At 73.8% G+C, this 18,296-nt stretch carries 16 protein-coding genes; 3 read left to right on the top strand and 13 right to left on the bottom strand.

Annotated elements, in window-relative coordinates; genetic code table 11:
* Nucleotides 1-3: 3 nt before the first annotated feature.
* From ectB to ACFWU9_RS16890, 3 genes are all read right to left on the bottom strand, one after another.
* Nucleotides 4-1,272: a diaminobutyrate--2-oxoglutarate transaminase gene (gene ectB, locus ACFWU9_RS16900; protein ID WP_384318961.1), complete on the bottom strand. Its 1,269-nt coding sequence runs from the start codon at nucleotides 1,270-1,272 to the stop codon at nucleotides 4-6.
* 55 nt (nucleotides 1,273-1,327) lie between these two features.
* Nucleotides 1,328-1,879: a diaminobutyrate acetyltransferase gene (gene ectA, locus ACFWU9_RS16895; protein ID WP_384318959.1), complete on the bottom strand. Its 552-nt coding sequence runs from the start codon at nucleotides 1,877-1,879 to the stop codon at nucleotides 1,328-1,330.
* Between the two features lie 306 nt (nucleotides 1,880-2,185).
* Nucleotides 2,186-3,316, bottom strand: a complete 1,131-nt coding sequence (locus ACFWU9_RS16890) for a pyridoxal-phosphate-dependent aminotransferase family protein (protein WP_384318957.1) — start codon at nucleotides 3,314-3,316, stop codon at nucleotides 2,186-2,188.
* A 102-nt stretch (nucleotides 3,317-3,418) separates the two neighbouring features.
* On the opposite strand from ACFWU9_RS16890, the gene ACFWU9_RS16885 reads away from it, so the two are divergent.
* Together ACFWU9_RS16885 and ACFWU9_RS16880 are read left to right on the top strand one after the other, a co-directional pair.
* Nucleotides 3,419-4,510 carry an amidohydrolase family protein gene (locus ACFWU9_RS16885; protein WP_384318955.1) on the top strand — a complete coding sequence of 364 codons (1,092 nt, stop codon included), beginning with the start codon at nucleotides 3,419-3,421 and terminating at the stop codon, nucleotides 4,508-4,510.
* Between the two features lie 275 nt (nucleotides 4,511-4,785).
* On the top strand, nucleotides 4,786-5,712 hold the full coding sequence (locus ACFWU9_RS16880; protein WP_384318953.1) for an SCO1860 family LAETG-anchored protein: 927 nt from the start codon (nucleotides 4,786-4,788) through the stop codon (nucleotides 5,710-5,712).
* 183 nt (nucleotides 5,713-5,895) lie between these two features.
* Here ACFWU9_RS16880 and cobC read toward each other — a convergent pair whose 3' ends face one another.
* From cobC to cobM, 6 genes are read right to left on the bottom strand one after another with little or no spacing between them, the layout of a single operon-like run.
* Nucleotides 5,896-6,987 (bottom strand): Rv2231c family pyridoxal phosphate-dependent protein CobC, encoded by a 1,092-nt coding sequence (gene cobC / locus ACFWU9_RS16875; protein WP_384318951.1) that lies wholly within the window; start codon nucleotides 6,985-6,987, stop codon nucleotides 5,896-5,898.
* A complete protein-coding gene (locus ACFWU9_RS16870; protein ID WP_384318949.1) occupies nucleotides 6,971-7,921 on the bottom strand; it encodes a sirohydrochlorin chelatase in 951 nt (316 codons plus the stop codon). The genes cobC and ACFWU9_RS16870 overlap by 17 nt, the downstream gene beginning before the upstream one ends.
* The gene (locus ACFWU9_RS16865; protein ID WP_384318947.1) at nucleotides 7,918-8,541 is read right to left on the bottom strand and encodes a precorrin-8X methylmutase; all 624 of its coding nucleotides are present in this window, start codon (nucleotides 8,539-8,541) and stop codon (nucleotides 7,918-7,920) included. The genes ACFWU9_RS16870 and ACFWU9_RS16865 overlap by 4 nt, the downstream gene beginning before the upstream one ends.
* Entirely contained in the window at nucleotides 8,538-10,286 is a 1,749-nt protein-coding gene (cobJ, locus tag ACFWU9_RS16860) for a precorrin-3B C(17)-methyltransferase (RefSeq protein WP_384318945.1), read from the bottom strand. Before cobJ ends, ACFWU9_RS16865 begins: the two co-directional genes overlap by 4 nt.
* Complete coding sequence (gene cbiE / locus ACFWU9_RS16855; protein WP_384318943.1) at nucleotides 10,283-11,566, bottom strand: precorrin-6y C5,15-methyltransferase (decarboxylating) subunit CbiE; 1,284 nt, start codon at nucleotides 11,564-11,566, stop codon at nucleotides 10,283-10,285. The genes cobJ and cbiE overlap by 4 nt, the downstream gene beginning before the upstream one ends.
* Nucleotides 11,563-12,390, bottom strand: a complete 828-nt coding sequence (gene cobM, locus ACFWU9_RS16850) for a precorrin-4 C(11)-methyltransferase (protein WP_384318941.1) — start codon at nucleotides 12,388-12,390, stop codon at nucleotides 11,563-11,565. The genes cbiE and cobM overlap by 4 nt, the downstream gene beginning before the upstream one ends.
* Before the next feature lie 92 nt (nucleotides 12,391-12,482).
* On the opposite strand from cobM, the gene ACFWU9_RS16845 reads away from it, so the two are divergent.
* Entirely contained in the window at nucleotides 12,483-13,259 is a 777-nt protein-coding gene (locus ACFWU9_RS16845) for a ZIP family metal transporter (protein ID WP_384318939.1), read from the top strand.
* Between the two features lie 17 nt (nucleotides 13,260-13,276).
* On the opposite strand, the gene cobI is transcribed toward ACFWU9_RS16845, so the two are convergent.
* The 4 genes from cobI to ACFWU9_RS16825 all read right to left on the bottom strand — a co-directional run bounded on the left by cobI (nucleotide 13,277) and on the right by ACFWU9_RS16825 (nucleotide 18,256).
* On the bottom strand, nucleotides 13,277-14,032 hold the full coding sequence (gene cobI, locus ACFWU9_RS16840; protein ID WP_384318937.1) for a precorrin-2 C(20)-methyltransferase: 756 nt from the start codon (nucleotides 14,030-14,032) through the stop codon (nucleotides 13,277-13,279).
* A complete protein-coding gene (locus tag ACFWU9_RS16835; protein ID WP_384318935.1) occupies nucleotides 14,029-15,513 on the bottom strand; it encodes a cobyrinate a,c-diamide synthase in 1,485 nt (494 codons plus the stop codon). The genes cobI and ACFWU9_RS16835 overlap by 4 nt, the downstream gene beginning before the upstream one ends.
* A gap of 92 nt (nucleotides 15,514-15,605) precedes the next feature.
* Nucleotides 15,606-16,205, bottom strand: a complete 600-nt coding sequence (cobO, locus tag ACFWU9_RS16830; RefSeq protein ID WP_384318933.1) for a cob(I)yrinic acid a,c-diamide adenosyltransferase — start codon at nucleotides 16,203-16,205, stop codon at nucleotides 15,606-15,608.
* Nucleotides 16,205-18,256, bottom strand: a complete 2,052-nt coding sequence (locus ACFWU9_RS16825; RefSeq protein WP_384318931.1) for a putative cobaltochelatase — start codon at nucleotides 18,254-18,256, stop codon at nucleotides 16,205-16,207. Before ACFWU9_RS16825 ends, cobO begins: the two co-directional genes overlap by 1 nt.
* Nucleotides 18,257-18,296 lie beyond the last annotated feature (40 nt).

Below are 18,296 nucleotides of genomic sequence, written 5' to 3'. Positions count from 1 at the left end.
CGGTCAGGCGGTCTCGCGTACGGCGCGGGCCAGCGTGCGCAGGCCCTCGTCCAGCTCCTCGGGCGTGACGGTCAGCGCGGGAAGCAGCTTCACGACCTCGCTCTCCGGGCCGGAGGTCTCCAGCAGGAGCCCCAGCTCGAAGGCCCGGCGGCAGATCGCGCCGGCCCGCGGCTTGTCCGCGAACTCCATGCCCCACACGAGGCCGCGGCCGCGGAAGCTCACGCTGTCCGGGGCGCACTCCTCGACGATCGCCAGCAGCGCGCGCTCGACCTGCTCGCCGCGGGCCAGGGTCTGCTTCTCCATCTGCCCGTCGGCCCAGTAGGTGTTCAGCGCGGCGGCGGCCGTCACGAAGGCCGGGTTGTTGCCGCGGAACGTGCCGTTGTGCTCGCCGGGCTCCCAGATGTCCAGCTCCGGCTTGAAGAGCGTCAGCGCCATCGGCAGGCCGTAGCCGCTGATGGACTTCGACAGCGTCACGATGTCCGGGGTGATGCCGGCCTCCTCGAAGGAGAAGAACCCGCCGGTGCGCCCGCAGCCCATCTGGATGTCGTCGACGATGAGCAGCATGTCCTGGCGCTCGCACAGGTCGGCGAGGGCGCGCAGCCACTCGGCGCGGGCGACGTTGATGCCGCCCTCGCCCTGCACCGTCTCGACGATGACGGCGGCGGGCTTGTTGAGCCCGGAGCCCTGGTCGCCGAGCAGCCGCTCGAACCAGAGGAAGTCCGGGACCTGGCCGTCGAAGTAGTTGTCGAACGGCATCGGGGTGCCGTGCACCAGCGGGATGCCGGCTCCGGCCCGCTTGAACGCGTTGCCGGTGACCGCGAGCGAGCCCAGCGACATGCCGTGGAAGGCGTTGGTGAAGGACACGATCGACTCGCGGTTCTTCACCTTGCGGGCCAGCTTGAGGGCGGACTCGACGGCGTTGGTGCCGGTGGGGCCCGGGAACATCACCTTGTACGGCAGATCACGGGGCCGCAGCACGACGCTCTGGAACGACTCCAGGAAGGCGCGTTTCGCGGTGGTCGCCATGTCCAGGCCGTGGGTGATGCCGTCGCGTTCGATGTAGTCGATCAGCGCCCGTTTCAGTACGGGGTTGTTGTGCCCGTAGTTGAGGGACCCGGCGCCGGCGAAGAAGTCCAGGTAGCTGTGGCCGTCCTCGTCGGTGATACGGCTGCCCTGCGCGCGGTCGAACACGGCCGGCCAGCCACGGCAGTAGCTCCGTACCTCGGATTCGAGGGTCTCGAAGATGCTCAGGACGGGAGGGGTGATGGTCATCGCGGTCTCCTGAAGGGTGGGGGAGAGGAGTGAGGGATGGGGGACGTGGCGCTGCTCAGGTCGTGAGCGGGCCGATCCGGTACAGCACCTCGGGCTGATGACCTCCGTCGGGGAAGAGCTCCCCGTCGAAGAGCACCTCGCGCTCCAGGGTCGCGCCATGACGCTCGGAGAAGGCGTGGAACATACGGTCCGACGCCGTGTTGTCGGGGGTGACGGTCGTCTCGACGGAGGTGATCCCCTGCTCGTCGGTGACCCGGGTGACGAGTGCGTCGAGCAGGGTGCCCGCGAGGCCCTTGCCCCGGTGGGCGCTGTCGACGGCCACCTGCCAGATGACCAGGGCCTCGGGGCGCTCGGGCCTGATGTAGCCCGTGACGAAGGCGATCGGGGCCCCGTCCGCTCCGGAGGCGGTGTCGCGGGCCACGACCGAGGTCGCGGCGAAGTCACGACACCACAGCAGATAGCTGTACGAGGAGTTCAGGTCGAGCACCTCGGAATCGCGTGCGATGCGCCAGATCTCGGCCCCGTCCTCCACTTGTGGGGCCTCGATCCGAAGGGATCGCGTGAATTCGCTTCGGACACCTTCAAGGTCTGCTTGGGCGGCAGTCATGTCTATTGAATTTACCGAGCGGATTCCGAAATCGCATCGTCGGCAGGGGTTGGGCACCGGCCCGATGTGTGTTATCACGCGGGCGCGTGCGCCATGGTCACGGGGAGGTGGTCTGGGCTGGTTTGCCCTGGAGATACCGGGCAAGACGGGCGCGCTTGTGTACTCGGTCACATGTGCGTAACGCTCTGGATCCCTGTCGGAATTACATGCGCGCCGTTGTTGAAACCTTGGCGTTTAGGATCAGAAAAAGCGGGCAGACGAATCAGGGAAGCTGTGTGGAGAAGAATTCATTCCCGCATTCTCGAATTAACGCCGACTTTGTTTTCCGGATGCGATGCCGGCCCAACTGTCGGATACTGCTTTCTCGGCCGCCGCGGGGTCGGCGTCGAGGCCCCTCGCCACGAGTGCCGCGCCCAGTGCGGCGAGCGAGGAGCTCACCGCGAGAGGGGTCGCGTCGGAGCCGTAGTGGTTGACGCGGACCATCTCCCCGGCCAGCGCCCCGCCCCCGGCGATCAGGGGGAGCGAGGGATCGGCGGCCAGCGCCTCGGCCACCAGCGCGGCGGCGTCGACGCCCGGCGGGGTGCGCAGCGTGGTGGCGACCGGAGCGGCGTCCCGTGACGCGTACACGAACGGCTCAATCCCACCCCCGAGTGCCAGTGCGCCCGATCGGGTGGCCGAGGCCGCCGACGCGTGTGCCGCCATCCGAGTGGCGAGCCCCTCTTCCTCGACGCGCTCCAGGCACGCCTCCAGGGCCAGCATCTCCAGCTGGGCCGGGGCATGGGGCAGCGCGGCACGGCCGGTGTCGATCCAGCGCTCCTTCCAGTCGAGGAGGGAGAGGTAGGAGCGGCGCGGCGCCCCCGGGTTCGCGGCCAGCCGCTCCCAGGCGCGGGCGCTCACCGACACGGCCGAGACCCCGGCGGGGCCGCCCATCGCCTTCTGCGCGCCGATCACACACAGATCGACGCCCCAGGCGTCGGGCAGCAGCGGCTCGGCGGCGACGGACGCGACGGCGTCCAGCATGAACAGGGCCCCGTGGGCGCGGACGGCCTCACCGATCTCCGCCACGGGATTGGTGTTGCCGGTGGCCGCCTCCGCGTGGACCAGGGAGACGAAGTCGATCTCCGGGTGCTCCGCGAGGGCCCGCTCGACCTGCTCGGCCGTGGCCGCGGTGTGGAAGGGCACCTCCAGGTCCACGACCGCGGCACCGCAGTCGCGGAGCCAGTTGCCGAAGGTCTGGCCGTACGGCCCCGTGATGACGTTCAGCGCGGTCGAGCCGGCGCGGGCCCCGCCCCGTACGCAGCCCTCCAACGGAAGCAGAGCCTCACCCTGCGTGATCACCACGTCCTGCTCGGTGTCGAGCAGGGCGGCCACCCGCCGCTCGACGGCCGCGAAGTGGGCGGGGGTGAGGGGGGCGAGGTCCAGCAGAGGGTGGGTCACGGCGGTGTGCTCTCTTCGGTTCGGTCGGGTGGGGCGAGTCGCTCGAACGGTGTTCGGACACTCCCTCGTCGAGGGTACTCAGCGCCTCGTAAAGTTCGGCCCATGAGTGATCGCGCGGTGCTGCATGTGAAGGGGCGGGTGCTCGTCGGTCCCGACGACGTCAGGGACGAGCTCTGGGTGGTGGACGGGCGGACGACCTACGAGCGTCCCTCCGGCGCGCGTGACATCCGCACGATCGCGGGCTGGGCCGTACCGGGCCTGGTCGACGCCCACTGCCATGTCGGTCTGGACACCCATGGACCGGTGGACGAGGCGACGAGCGAGAAGCAGGCGCTCGCCGACCGGGACGCGGGCACGCTGCTGCTGCGCGACGCGGGGTCGCCGTCCGACACGCGCTGGATCGACGGCCGCGACGATCTGCCGAAGATCATCAGGGCCGGCCGGCACATCGCCCGTACCCGCCGCTACATCCGTAACTTCGCCCATGAGATCGAGCCCGGCGATCTCGTCGCCTTCGTCGCCGAGGAGGCCCGGCGCGGCGACGGCTGGGTCAAGCTCGTCGGCGACTGGATCGACCGTGAGGCCGGGGATCTGACGGCGTGCTGGCCGCGCGGCGAGGTCGAGGCGGCGATCGCCGAGGCGCACCGGCTCGGCGCCCGTGTGACGGCGCACTGCTTCGCCGAGGTCGCGCTGCGCGATCTCGTCGAGGCGGGCATCGACTGCATCGAGCACGCGACGGGTCTCACCGGCGACCTGATCCCGCTCTTCGCCGAGCGCGGCGTCGCGATCGTCCCGACGCTGGTCAACATCGCCACCTTCCCGGAGCTGGCCGCCGGCGCCGAGACCAAGTTCCCGCGCTGGTCGGCCCATATGCGACGGCTGCACGAACGCCGTTACGACACGGTCCGCGACGCGTACGACGCGGGCGTCCAGGTCTTCGTCGGCACGGACGCCGGGGGCTCCCTGGCGCACGGTCTGGTGGCCGACGAGGTCGGGGAGCTGGTGAAAGCCGGTATCCCGGCCGTGGAGGCGCTGTCGGCGACTTCCTGGGGTGCGCGGGCCTGGCTGGGGCGACCGGGCCTTGAGGAGGGCGCTCCGGCCGATCTGGTGGTGCTGGACGCGGACCCGAGGGCCGATGTGCGGGTGCTGGCGGCGCCGCGGCGGATCGTGCTCAACGGGCGGGTCGTGGGCTGACGTTGACGGCGGGGGAGTGGCTCGCGGGCGCCGTACGCCTGCCGGAACGGCCGAGCGTACGACCCCCGCGCCCCCCGTGCGGGTGGCTGGAAGGAACGCCCGTACCCACCTGATTCGAACGTTGACACGGAAACCCCCCTTTAGGGTGAACTCACCCCAGGTGTCCGCCAGTTCACTCTTGGTGCGTAAAGATTCCGGTGTCTCGGTCGCCGCCGCCCCTGTGTCCCCGTGCCGGCCGGTCGGCGACGTCAAATCTCTGTGGGGGTTCCACCATCTTGAACAGCAATGTCTTCCGCATGCCCGCACGCCGATCCGCCGCCCTGGCCGCCGCGGTGGCCCTGGTCGCGGGGCCCGCCCTGCTCGCCGCCCCGGCGGGGGCCACCGGAGGAACCGGAGCGACGTCGGGAAAGGGCACGGCGGGCGCGGTCGTTCTGCGGACCGCCCTCGACGTGTCCCTGCTCAACAGGACGGTCGAGGTGCCCCTGCGGGCGTCGCTCAACGAGGTGCAGGCCCCGGCCGACGCCGACAGGACCGCGCTGACCGTCGAACTCGACGGGGTCGACAAGGGCAGGCCGTTCACCGTGCTGCGCGCCGACGTCGCCAGCGCGCGGGCCACCGCCGACGACCGGAGGGCCGAGGGCCACGCCAACATCGCGCACGCCAAGGTCCATGTCCCCGGGCTGCCGTTGCTCTCGCTCGTCGAGGTCCAGGAGGTCACCTCCAAGGCCGTCTGCGAGGCCGGTGAGAAGCCCGTCGCCGAATCCGACGTGCTCGGCTCCGTCACCGTCCTCGGTAAGAAGGTCACGCTCTCCGCGGGCGGCCCGACCCGCGTGGAGGTGCCGGGCGTCGGCGAGGTGACGCTCGACCTGTCGAAGACGCGGACCACCTCCCGTACGGCCGCGGCGACCGCGCTCGAACTGCGGGTCGCGTTGGACCCGCTCAAGCTGAACGTCGCCGATGTGCGGGGCACCGTCACGCTCGCCGAGGCGACGTGCGAGGCGCCCGCCGAACCGGTGGAGCGGGAGCGGCTGGCACCGGAGAAGGAGGGCGTCGAACCGCAGACCGCCTCGGAGCCCGCCCCCGAGAACCTCGCGGAGACGGGCGGGGGTTCGACGACGCCGTATCTGGCCGGCGGGGCCGTGCTGCTGCTCGCCGTGGGCGGCGGCGCGATGGTGCTGGTGCGCGGGCGCGGCAGGAGCTGACGGTCGGTCCTGAGGGCTGTTGCCGACGCGGGCTTGGGCGCCGGCGTCGGCGCGTCGGGGTCCGGTCCGGCTGTCGGCGCCGGTCGTGGGTGGTGCGCGGCCGGGCGCCGGTGGTGTACGGCCGGCCGCCGGGCGGGGCGTGAGTCCCTCCGGCGGCCGGCCGCGCACGCAGGTCCGTGACTCTCAGGCGCGGACCGCCGACAGGGCGAGGCCGAGCGCACGCAGGAAGCGGTCCGTCGTCGCCCGGTCCCGCACCGCGAGCCGCAGCCACCGGGGCCCGAGCCCCGGAAAGGTGTCGCCGCGCCGGGCCGCGAACCCCAGCGCGCGCAGCCGCTCCCGTACCGCGTCGGCCGCGTCCGTCTCCACCAGCACGAAGGGCCCCGAGGCCGGCTCCACGGCGCGTACGGTGCCGAACTCGGCCAGCCCGGCGAGCAGATGGGCCCGCTCCACCACCGTGCGGCGCGCGGCCGTCTCCGCCTCCGCGAGCGCGGCGGGGGTCATGCACGCCTCGGCGGCGGCCAGCGCGGGCGTGGAGACCGGCCAGAGCGGCTGGGCCGCCGCGAGGGCCTGGAGGGTCGCCGGATCGGCCAGCACGTAACCGATCCGGAGCCCGGCCAGCCCCCACGTCTTGGTCAGGCTGCGCAGCACCACGAGCCCGGGGACGTCGCCGCGCGCCGCGAGCGCCTCCGGCTCCCCTGGCACCGCGTCCATGAACGCCTCGTCCACGACCAGCGTCCGCCCCGGACGCGCCAGTCCCAGGAGGTCGTCGGCCGGGTGCAGCACGGACGTTGGGTTCGTCGGATTGCCGACCACCACCAGATCCGCCTCCTCGGGGACGGCCGCCGGATCCAGCCGGAAGCCGTTCGCGGGGTCGAGCAGCACACGCCGCACCGTGTGCCCCGCGCCGACGAGCGCCGTTTCGGGTTCCGTGAACTGCGGGTGCACCACGACCGGATGGCGGGCCGGAAGGGCGCGGGCCAGCAGGACGAACGCCTCCGCGACGCCCGCGGTCAACAGCACCCGTTCCACCGGCAGCCCGTGGCGGGCGGCGACGGCGGCCCGTGCCGCGCGTCCGTCCGGATAGGCGGCGAGGGTGGTGAGCGACGCGGCGATGCGCTCCCGCAGCCAGTCGGGGGGTGTGCCGGGGCGGACGTTGACCGCGAGGTCGGTCAGGTCCGCCCCGTCGTCCCGTACCTCGGCGTCGCCGTGGTGGCGCAGATCGTGGCCGGCCAGGTCCGGCCGGCCGAGGTCGGCGGTGTCAGTGCGCGTGCGCATGACTGCCGTGCCCGTGCCCGTGGCCGTGTCCCTGGCCGTTCCCGTGGTGATGGCCGTGGCCGTCGTCGTCCGGGTGGAAGTGCGGCTGCTGCGGCGCCCCCACCTTGTCCTCGAAGCCGGGCAGCGCGATCCGGTAGACGCAACTGTCGCAGTTCATCCGCAGATCGCCCTCGACCGCCTCCCGGTAGCGCTCCATCACCAGGTCCAGCAACTCCTCGGTGGGACCCACCACATCGGCCGACGCCACCTCGGTCCCCGGATGCGCCGCCGCCCACTCCCGGGTCTGCCGCACCACACGCTCCGGCAGGATCCCGGTGAACAGGAAGTACGGCAGGACCACGATCCGGCGCGCCCCGAGCCGTACACAGCGGTCGAGCCCGCTCGGCACGTCCGGCGCCGCCAGTGACACGAAGGCCGTCTCCACCCCCGCGTAACCGCGGCCCTCCCAGAGAAGCCGTGCCGCCTTCAGCACCTCCGCGTTGGCGTCGGGGTCGGTCGAACCGCGCCCCACGAGCAGCACGGTCACCTCGGACCGGTCGCCGTCGAACCCCTCCAGGCCCGCGAGGGCCTCCTCCAGGCGCCGTTCGAGAACGGTGAGCAGTCCGGGGTGCGGACCCAGCGGACGGCCGTAGGTGTACGAGATCCCCGGGTGGCGCTCCTGCTCGCGCTTGAGCGCGGCCGGTATGTCGCCCTTGGCGTGTCCGGCGGACACCAGCATCAGCGGGACGGCGGCGAACCGTGTGGCACCCCGTTCGACGAGTTCGGCCACGGCGTCCCCGATCGGCGGTGCCGACAGCTCGATGAAGCCGCCCGCGACGGGCAGTTCGGGGTGCCGCCTGCCCACCTCCCGTACGAACTCCCGGAAGGCCTCGGCGCCCCCGGTGTCCCTGGTGCCGTGGCCGGCGATGAGCAGTGCGGGTCGGGGGGTGGTCACGCGTTCTCCTTGGCGAGCGGGTACGGGGACGGGTCGTACGGGTGGTAGAGCAGGGCGTTGAGCGCGGCGGCGGCCACGGCGGAACCGCCCTTCTCCGAGATGTTGCTCACCGCGGGCAGCCCGCTCCCACGGAGCGCGGCCTTGGACTCGACCGCGCCGACGAAGCCGACCGGGAGCCCGATCACCAGGGCGGGCGCGGCGTCCAGGAGCAGCAGCTCCTCCAGCGCGGTGGGGGCGCAGCCGATCACCCAGAGCGCGCCGGGGCCGACCTCCTCGTACGCCAGGCGCACCGCGTGCGCGGAACGGGTGAGCCCGGGCCCGGACACCGCCTCCTCAAGACGGCAGACCGCGGTGCGGCGGGTGATGCCGGCGGCGACCATCCGCACGTCCGCCACGACCGGGGCGCCCGCGTGCAGCGCGCCGTGCGCGGCGGCCAACGCGGCCTCGTCGCAGACCAGATCGCCCAGATAGTCGGGATCGGCCGCCGAGTGGATGACGCGCTCCACGACCGCGCGGGTCAGCGGCGCGAGGTGCGAGGTGTCGACACGGGCGCGCAGCCTGCGGAACGACTCCTCCTCGATCGGATGGACCACGCGGTCGGGAGCGGGATCGCGGCTCATCGGACTCCTTCCGACTGCCACCGGTAACCCCGGGGCGTCACCATGCGGCCCGCGATCTCACGCGTGGCCGTGTTGCCCACCGTCACCACCGTCATCATGTCCACCGTCGCCGGATCGAGCCGGGCGAGGGTGGTGAGGTGGCTGGTGCCGTCGGGGCGGGAGGCGTTGCGTACGACCCCGACCGGCGTCGAGCCCGTACGGTGCTCAGCCAACAGGGCCAGCGCCTTGGGCAGTTGCCAGTCCCGGCCCCGGCTGCGCGGGTTGTAGAAGGTCACCACGATGTCGGCCTCGGCCGCCGCGCGGACGCGGCGCTCGATGACCTCCCACGGCGTGTGCAGGTCGGACAGGCTGATCGAGACATGGTCGTGCCCGAGGGGCGCGCCGAGAATCGCGGCGGCGGCCAGCGCGGCCGTCACCCCCGGTACGCCCACCACCTCGATGTCGTCGGTCGCCTCCGCCAGCGCGGGAGACGCCATCGCGTACACCCCCGCGTCGCCGCTGCCGATCAGCGCGACGGCATGGCCCGCACGGGCCTCGGCGACCGCCGTACGGGCCCGTTCCTCCTCGTGGCCGAGCCCCGACTCGACGACACGTGTGCCGGGCCGCAGCAGGTCCCTGATCTGGTCGACGTACTGGTCGAGCCCGACGAGCACCGACGCGCGCCGCAGCTCGGCCGTGGCGCGCGGGGTCAGCAGGTCCCGCGCGCCCGGCCCGAGGCCGACGACGGCGAGCCGCCCGCGCGGAGGTGTGCGCACGACGGCGCAGGTGGCCATCGCGGGACGTCCCTCGGGGCTGGACTTCCGCTTCTGTACGAGGAGTTCACCGCCGCGTCCGGCGGCGAGCGCCGCCGCCTCGGCGACGGACGGGGTACCGACGGCCGCGAGGGGCGCGTCGGACGGGTTGGGCACGGCGATCGCAGCCAGCAGCTCGGCCGGGTACGCCCGGAGGGGCACCCCGAGCCTGCCGGCCGCCGCGACGATCCCGGGCTCGTCCGCCTTGGCGTCGACCGTCGCCAACGCCGCGACGCTGAGCGGGGAGAGCCCGGCGTCCCGCAGGGCGGCACCGACGACCTCGTACACCTCGTCCTCGCCCACGCCCTTGCTGGCACCGACCCCCACGACCAGCGAAGGCGGCCTCAGGACGACGTCCGCCGGCCCCAGGGGCACCACGCGGTCGGTGAGGAGAATGCCGGCGCTGTCCGGCCGTTCCCCGGCCGTCGACACCTGCTCCCCGCCGGGGGCCCCGCCGCGCGTCACGTTCGGCGGCAGCGCGGGCAGCGGCCAGGTCGCGTCCGCCCGCAGCGTCACCGGCGCGCCGTCGAGCAGTGCGCGCGTCACCGCCGCCACCGCGCCCTCGACCGGCAGGCCGAGCGTGTCGAGCCCCGGGACCCCCGTGGCGTCCGTGGCCGTGGTGATCACCGGGGTGGCGGCCAGGACCGACGCGACCTCCGTCGCCAGGGAGTTCGCCCCGCCGCGGTGGCCGCCGAGCAGTGACACCGCGTACCGTCCCGCCTCGTCCACGCACACCACCCCCGGGTCCGTCGCCTTGTCGGCGAGCAGCGGGGCCAGCAGCCGTACCGTCGCGCCCGTGGCGAGGAAGCACACCAACTGTTCGCACTCGGCGAACGCCCGCTCCACCGCCTGGCGCACCGGGCCGTCGTAGACACGTGTCCGGCCGGGCCAGGCCGTGGCCAGGCGGTCACGGGCCGAGGCACCCGCCGCCGTCGCGGAGATCAGGCCGATCACTGGGTCGCTCCTTGCAGGGAATGGGGGTCCGGCGCCGCGGGGCGGTCGCCCCACAGCAGGAAGACGGGGTTCGTGGCCGCGAGCCGGGTCACGTCGCCGGGCAGCGGCGCGAGGCGCGAGGAGTGGAGCAGTACGCCGTCGGTGACGAACCCGGCGTCGGTCAGGGCCCCCCGTACCGCCGGCACCCGGTCCAGCGCGGCCAGCGACACCACGACCGTCCGGCGCGCCCGGCGCGCGCACGCCGTGACGACGTCGGCCAGTTCACGGCCGCCGCCGCCCACGAACACGGCGTCCGGATCGGGCAGTCGGGACAGCGCCGCCGGGGCGGCCCCGTGCACCGTCTGGACGTCCACGCCGTGGGCCAGCGCGTTGGCGCGGACGCGCCCGACGCCGTCGGGCGACTTCTCCACCGCGATGGCCGCCGCGCCCAGCCGGGCGCACTCGACGGCCACCGAGCCCGAGCCCGCGCCGACGTCCCACACCAGATCGCCCGTTCTCGGGCCGAGTCGGGCCAGTGCCAGCGCGCGCACCTCGAACTTGGTGATCATCGAGTCGCGGTGCGCGAACTCCTCCTCGCCCAGCGCCCAGCGGGTGGGCCCCGGGCCCCGACCGGCCAGTGTGCGCGGCGCGGGGGCGTGCGCCCGCGCCTCGTCCAGGCACAGCACCACGGTCAACGGCTCAGGCCAGTCACGGGACGCCGCGTCGGCGGGGGACAGGCGCTCGACCCGCTCCCCGTCCGGGTCGCCGAGGGCGGACGCGACGACGAGGGTGCGGGGGAGCCCGGTGTCCGCGAGCGCGGCGCCGAGTTCGGCGGGCCCCGCGCCCGGACCGGTCAGCACCGCCGTCTTGGGGTGCGCGCGGCAGACGTTGACCGCCGTACGGAGGTCGCGTCCGTGCGCGCTGACGACCACCGCGTCGTCCCACGGCAGGCCGATGCGGGCGAACGCCACGGCCACGGACGGGGCGGCGGGCCGTACGTCGAGAGCCTCGGCCCCGAAACGCCCGGCCAGCGCCCGTACGATCCCGAACAGCCCCGGGTCGCCGGACGCCAGCACCACCACGCGCCCGGCGCCCTCACGCGCGTGGTGCCGCGCAATGGTGTCCAGGGCCGGCGCGAGGGGCCCGAGCACCACCCGCGAGGCGCCTCGGCGGAGTCCGGCCACCGCCTCGGCCTCCTTGAGATGCCGCTGCCCGCCGACGACCAGGGTCGCCTCGGCCACGGCCCGGCGCGAGTCCGGCGAGAGCGGTGTCCCCGTCCCCGTACCGATGACGGTGATCACCGTGCGGCACCCCGGGCCCGCTCCTCGCGGAGGGCCTTGCGGGCGGCCGGGTCGGCACGCCGGAAGCCGTGGAAATGCCCGGGATGGTAGAGGTGCGAGCGCGTCCCCGACGCGGACAGCGCCGGTCCCACCAGGAAGAGCGTGTGCTTCCAGAGCCTGTGCTCCTTGACGGTCTCCTCCAGCGTGCCGATGGTGCAGCGCACCACGAGCTCCTCGGGCCAGGTCACCTGATGGGCGACGACGACCGGCGTGGACGTCGGATAGCCGCCCTCCAGGAGCTCGTGGGTGAGCTGCCCCGACCGCGCGGCCGACAGGAACACCGCCATCGTCGTGCCGTGCCTGGCGAACTCCCGTACCTCCTCACCCGGCGGCATCGGCGTCTTGCCCCCGCCCAGCCGGGTCAGGATCACGGACTGCGCGATCTCCGGAATCGTCAACTCCCGCCCCGCGACGGCGGCGACGGCCGAGAACGAGGAGACGCCCGGCACGATCTCCACCTCCAGACCGAGGGCGTCGCAGCGGTCGGCCTGCTCCTGCGTACCGCCCCAGAGAGCCGGGTCGCCGGAGTGGATCCGGGCGACCTTCAGCCCCTCGCGCGCCGCCCGTCCGTACACGGCGACGACGTCCTCCAGGGAAAGCGCCGCCGAGTCGAGGATCTCGGCGCCCTCGCGCGCGTGGTCGAGAACCTCCGCCTGCACCAGGCTCGCCGCCCAGATGACGACATCGGCGTCGGCGATGGCGCGCGCGGCGCGGAAGGTCAGCAGGTCGGCCGCGCCGGGGCCGGCCCCGACGAAGGTCACCTTGCCGGACGTGTGATCGGTCATGAGCGGTGGTCCTCGCGGGTCAACGGGGCGGGGGAGCGGAAGGGGTGAACATGGATGTGCGGACCCGGGGTCCGATCGGCTAGCAAGGGCGCATGGCGGTGTTCGTCGCGCTCGGCGCGTTCCTCATGACGCTCTTCGGCGGCTGGACGGCGCAGCGCGTCACCGACCGCCGCCATCTGGTACTCGGCCTGGCCGGCGGGCTGATGCTCGGCGTGGTCGGCCTCGAACTGCTGCCCGAGGCCATGGAGGCGGCGGGCGAGGACTTCCTGGGCGTCCACGAGGCGCTGCTGCTCTTCGTCGGCGGATTCCTCTTCGCGCACGTCGTGGAGCGGCTGCTGGCCGTACGCAGGGCCGCGCACGGGGCGGCCGACGCCGAGACCCCGGACGGTCACGCGGGCGGCCACGGCGGCGGCGCGGGCCGCGCCGACCGTGCGCCCGAGGTGGGTCTGACGGCGGCCTCCGCGATGGTGCTGCACAGCCTGATGGACGGCGTCGCGCTCGGCGCGGCCTTCCAGGTCGGCGGAGGGATGGGCGCGACCGTCGCACTGGCCGTCATCACCCACGACTTCGCCGACGGCTTCAACACGTACACGCTCACGAGCCTCTACGGGAACGACCGCCGCAGAGCGTTCACGATGCTCTTCGCCGACGCTCTCGCGCCCGTCGCCGGGGCGGCCTCCACGCTGCTGTTCACCCTTCCGGAGGAACTGGTCGGCGGCTATCTGGGCTTCTTCGGCGGCGCGCTGCTGTATCTGGCCGCCGCCGAGATCCTGCCCGAGGCGCACCACGAACACCCCGCCCTGTCCACGCTGCTCTGCACGGTCGGCGGAGTGGGCTTCATCTGGCTGGTGGTGGCGCTGGCCAACTGAGCCGGGCCGGCGCGCGCTCACAGCTTGCCCCCGCGCCCGCCGTCGCGCCGCGCGGGTGCGATGAGCGTCGAGAGGTACGGCAGCGTCCCCTGATCGAGCTCGGAGGCGGGGCGGATCGACTCCTCCGGCAGCCCGAGCGCCGACCCCCACACCGCGCCCTCCGTACGGCCGGTCTCGCGCAGCGCGGTGGCGACCTCGCCCGCCAGCCGCCCGAACTTGTACGCCACGACGGTGCCCGGACCGCCCAGCGCGTCCTTCAGTACGGAGGCGCCCGCCGTCACCGGCACCAGCGTCAACGGCTCGGTGCCCTCGGTCAGTACGGCGCCTCCGCGTGCCGCCAGGTCCTGCATGGCGGTGATCCCCGGCACCGTCTCCACGACCGTCCCCGGGACCAGCTCACCGATCGTCTGCGCGAGATAGGTGAAGGTCGAGTAGACGTTCGGATCGCCGATCGTCGCGAACGCCACGCTTCCGTACGGATGCGCGCGCAGCAGCTCGGCGACGTGCCCGCCCGCCGCGTCCCAGGCGGCCTCGCGGCGGGCCCGGTCGGCGCGCTCGTTGAGCGCGAAGACGACGCGCCGGACCTTCTCGGCGCCGACGTAGTGCAGCACGGTCGCCTCCGCCCGGCCGGGCTCCCCGCCGTCGGTGCCGTCGGCCGCCGCCATCACGGGTACGACGACGACGTCCGCCTCCCTCAGAAGACGCACGCCCTTCACCGTCACCAGCTCGGGATCACCGGGTCCCACCCCGACCCCGACGAGTCTGCCGCTCATACCGCGCACCTTTCGACGAATCTCCGTGCCATGCCGGGCGCCGCCGCCCAGTGCGTATGCAGATAGCTCGCGTGCACCCCCCGCTGTACGAACCCCTCGACCCGGCGCTCGGGCCGCACCAGCCCCCACGCGGGCTCCGCGCCCGCCCCCGGTTCGAGCACCGTCCGGTGGAACTCGTGGCCCCGCAGCCGTGTGCCGGCCGCCGCGAGGACGCTGTCCCCGACGGCGACGGCCTCCCGGTAGCCGAGGGTCAGCCGCTCCGACATCCGGGCGTCGGCGTCCAGCACGCCACACATCGGCGCGCCGTCCAGCGACCGCGCGAGATAGAGCAGCCCGGCGCACTCGGCGGCCACGGGGGCGCCGGAGCGGGCCAGTTCGGCGACGGCTCCACGGAGGGGTTCGTTGGCCCCCAACTCACCGGCGTACACCTCGGGGAAGCCGCCCCCGACGACCAGCCCCCGGGTGCCGGGCGGAAGTCGTTCGTCCCGAAGCGGATCGAACACGACGACATCGGCACCGGCCGCACGGAGCAGCTCCGAGTGCTCGGCGTAGGAGAAGGAGAAGGCCGCCCCACCGGCGACGGCCACGACGGGGGCCCTCGCCAGCCCCGCCGGCTCCCCATCCAGCCCCGCCGGCGTCCGAGGCGCGGGGTCCGGGGCGGAGCCCCCCCGCGGCGGAGCGGCGTATCGATACTGCCGGGAAGGGGCGGGTACGGGAACAGGCCCGCCGCAGGCGTCACCCGCGTCCCACACCCCCACCTCCAAAGAAGGCGCACTCCGCGCCAACGCGAGCAACCCCTCCACGTCACACCCCACCCGCACCCGCTCCGCCAGCCCCCGAACCCCCGCCACCGCGTCCCCCCACCGCTCCGCCACCGGCACCAGCCCCAGATGCCTCGACGGCGTCTCGACCTCGGCGGAACGCCGCAGCGCGCCCAGCACCGGCACCCCCGACTCGTCCAGCGCCTCACGCAGCAGCGCCTCGTGCCGGTCGGACCCGACCTTGTTGAGGATCACCCCGCCGATCCGCACCTCCGGGTCCCAGGACGCGAAGCCGTGCACCAGCGCCGCGACCGACCGGGACTGCGACGACGCGTCCACGACGAGCACCACCGGCGCCCGCAGCAGCTTCGCCACCTGGGCGGTGGAGCCGAGTTCGCCCTGCCCGGCGGCGCCGTCGTACAGCCCCATCACGCCTTCGACCACGGCCAGGTCGCAGCCCGCCGCGCCGTGCGCGAAGAGCGGTCCGACCAGCTCCGTACCGCACAGGTACGCGTCGAGGTTCCGGCCCGGCCGGCCCGTCGCCAGCGCGTGGTAGCCCGCGTCGATGTAGTCGGGCCCGACCTTGTGCGGGGACACGGCGAGACCGCGCGCGGTGAGGAGCGCCATCAGCCCGGTGGCGACGGTGGTCTTGCCGCTGCCGGACGCGGGCGCGGCGACGACGAGCCGCGGCACTGACAGTCCGCTGCTCGCCCGCGCCACCGAGGGACCGTCCCCCGGAGCCCGCGCCACCGAGGGACCGTTACCCGGAGCCCGCGCCACCGAGGGGCCTGCACCCGCCCTGGAGGAGCTGTTCACCACTCGATGCCCCTCTGCCCCTTCTGCCCGGCGTCCATCGGATGCTTGACCTTCGTCATGTCGGTGACCAGATCCGCGAGTTCGACCAGCGGCTCCGGCGCGTTCCGCCCGGTGATCACCACGTGCTGTGTCCCCGGCCGGTCCCGCAGCACCCGCACGACCTCGTCGGTGTCCACCCAGCCCCAGTGCATCGGGTACGCGAACTCGTCCAGCACATACAGCCGGTACGTCTCCGCCGCCAGATCGCGCTTGACCTGCTCCCAGCCCTCGCGCGCCGCGTCCTCGTTGGAAAGCTGCCTGTCCCGCTGCACCCAGGACCAGCCCTCGCCCATCTTGTGCCAGTCGACCGAACCGCCCTCGCCGCTCGCCCCCAGCACCTTCAGCGCGTGCTCCTCGCCCACCTTCCACTTCGCCGACTTGACGAACTGGAACACCCCGATCGGCCAGCCCTGCGTCCAGCCGCGCAGCGCGAGCCCGAACGCGGCCGTCGACTTGCCCTTGCCGATGCCCGTGTGGACGACGACGAGCGGCCGGTTACGGCGCTGGCGGGTGGTCAGACCGTCGTCCGGCACGACGGCCGGCTGTCCCTGCGGCATCAGGCAACCCTCCTCTGCGCACCGGAGACGCCCCGGACGGCGTCCTGCGCGCCTCGCACATCCCTGACCAGCCCCGCGATGCTGTCCGCGCGCAGCTCGTCGAGCGTGACGGCCGTGCCGCCCAGCTCACCCGCGAGCGCGACGGCCAACCCGAGCCGTACCGGCCCCGACTCGCAGTCCACGACCACCGACGCCGTGCCGTCGGCGGCGTGCAGCCGCGCCGCGCGCGTGCCGAGGGCCACCGGATCACTCCCGCCGGTCGCCCGCCCGTCCGTGACCACGACGAGCAGCGGGCGCCGCGCGGGATCGCGCATCCGCTCCACCCGCAGGACGTCGTGCGCCTTCAACAGCCCGGCGGACAGCGGGGTGCGCCCGCCGGTGGGCAGCGACTCCAGCCGTACGGCCGCCGCGTCGACCGAGGAGGTCGGCGGCAGCGCCACCGTCGCCTCCTTCCCACGGAAGGTGATCAGACCGACCTTGTCGCGCCGCTGGTAGGCGTCCAGCAGCAGCGACAGCACCGCGCCCTTCACGGCCGACATACGCTGCCGCGCGGCCATCGACCCGGAGGCGTCGACCACGAACAGCACCAGATTGCCCTCACGCCCCTCGCGGGACGCCTGCCGCAGATCGTCGCGCCGCACCACGAGTCCGCGCCCCGAACGGCCGCGCGCCCGCTGGTGCGGGGCCGCCGCGAGGACGGTCGCCGCGAGATGCAGCTTGGTCAGCGCGCCTCGTGGCCGCCGGGCCCCGGTCGTACGGCCGTGGTCGGTCCGCGCCCGTGAACGGCGCCCCGCCGCGCCCTCACCGAGACCGGGCACGCTGAGCACCTTCGTACGGAACGGCTCGGCGGCCCGTACGGCGGACTGCTCACCGCCACCGGCGGGCAGACCCCCCTGGCCCTCCTCGGGCCGTGCGGGGGAGTCCGCCGTGTCGGCGGAACCGTCCTGCGGCTCCTGGGGGGCGTCAGGGCCGTCCTGCGGCGGCCGGCCGCCCCCACCCGGCCCGTCGGGGTCCGGATCGTCCTCGGGCGCGTCGTCCCCGCCGCCGAACTCCTCCAGCGTGTCGTCCAGTCTGTCCTCGTCGAGCCCCGGCGCGTCGAACGGGTTGCGCCGCCTGCGGTGCGGCAGCGCGAGGAGCGCGGCCTGCCGTACGTCCTCGGCGAGCACGACCGTGCGCCCCGCCCACGCCGCGAGCGTCGTCGCTGTCCTGGCCATCACGATGTCGGCCCGCATGCCGTCCACCTCGAAGGCGGCGCACGTGGCCGCGATCTGCCGCAGCGCGGCGTCACCGAGCCGCACCTCCGGAAGCAGCGCCCGCGCGGCGACGATGCGCGCCCGCAGGTCGTTCTCCTCCTCGGCCCAGCGTGCGGCGAACCCGGCGGGGTCGTCGTCGTAGGCGAGCCGCCGTCGTACGACCTCCACCCGGAGATCCGGCTCGCGCGACGCGGTGACCTCCACGGTGAGCCCGAACCGGTCGAGCAACTGCGGCCGCAGCTCGCCCTCCTCGGGATTCATCGTCCCAACGAGCAGGAACCGCGCGGCGTGCCGTACGGAGACGCCCTCGCGCTCCACGTAGGAGGCGCCCATCGCGGCGGCGTCCAGCAGGACGTCGATCAGATGGTCGTGGAGCAGGTTGACCTCGTCGACGTACAGGATTCCCCGGTTGGCGTCGGCGAGGAGGCCCGGCTCGAAGGCCTTCACGCCCTCCGCCAGCGCCCGTTCGATGTCGAGCGCGCCGACCAGCCGGTCCTCCGAGGCGCCGACCGGCAGTTCGACCACCCGCGCGGGCCGCGAGGCCCCCGGACCCGTCTCGTGCGGCCCGTCGGGGCAGACCGGGTCGGGCGCCCCGGGATCGCAGGAGAAGCGGCAGCCCGCGACGACGGCGACCTCGGGCAGCACGGCGGAGAGGCCGCGTACGGCGGTCGACTTGGCGGTCCCCTTCTCGCCGCGCACCAGCACCCCGCCGACGGCCGGGGAGACGGCGTTGAGGAGCAGGGCGAGCCGCAGATCGTCCTGCCCGACGAGGGCGGTGAAGGGATACGGCGTACTCACAGTGCCTCCAGGGCGGGGATCGGGGTGTTCGGCAGGTCCG

The organism is Streptomyces sp. NPDC058653 (assembly GCF_042716895.1).
Taxonomy (GTDB): Bacteria; Actinomycetota; Actinomycetes; order Streptomycetales; family Streptomycetaceae; genus Streptomyces.
Note: the sequence above shows the minus strand (reverse complement) of the source record. Positions and strands in the feature narration are given on the sequence as shown.

What these genes read in the sequence shown, in the direction of transcription:
- ACFWU9_RS16845 (WP_384318939.1), top strand. Translation starts at nt 12,483, where the DNA reads ATGGCGGTGTTCGTCGCGCTCGGCGCGTTCCTCATGACGCTCTTCGGC.
- cobC (WP_384318951.1), bottom strand. Translation starts at nt 6,987, where the DNA reads ATGCGCACGCGCACTGACACCGCCGACCTCGGCCGGCCGGACCTGGCC.
- ectB (WP_384318961.1), bottom strand. Translation starts at nt 1,272, where the DNA reads ATGACCATCACCCCTCCCGTCCTGAGCATCTTCGAGACCCTCGAATCC.
- ACFWU9_RS16885 (WP_384318955.1), top strand. Translation starts at nt 3,419, where the DNA reads ATGAGTGATCGCGCGGTGCTGCATGTGAAGGGGCGGGTGCTCGTCGGT.
- cobO (WP_384318933.1), bottom strand. Translation starts at nt 16,205, where the DNA reads ATGCCGCAGGGACAGCCGGCCGTCGTGCCGGACGACGGTCTGACCACC.
- cobI (WP_384318937.1), bottom strand. Translation starts at nt 14,032, where the DNA reads ATGAGCGGCAGACTCGTCGGGGTCGGGGTGGGACCCGGTGATCCCGAG.
- cobM (WP_384318941.1), bottom strand. Translation starts at nt 12,390, where the DNA reads ATGACCGATCACACGTCCGGCAAGGTGACCTTCGTCGGGGCCGGCCCC.
- ACFWU9_RS16865 (WP_384318947.1), bottom strand. Translation starts at nt 8,541, where the DNA reads ATGAGCCGCGATCCCGCTCCCGACCGCGTGGTCCATCCGATCGAGGAG.
- ectA (WP_384318959.1), bottom strand. Translation starts at nt 1,879, where the DNA reads ATGACTGCCGCCCAAGCAGACCTTGAAGGTGTCCGAAGCGAATTCACG.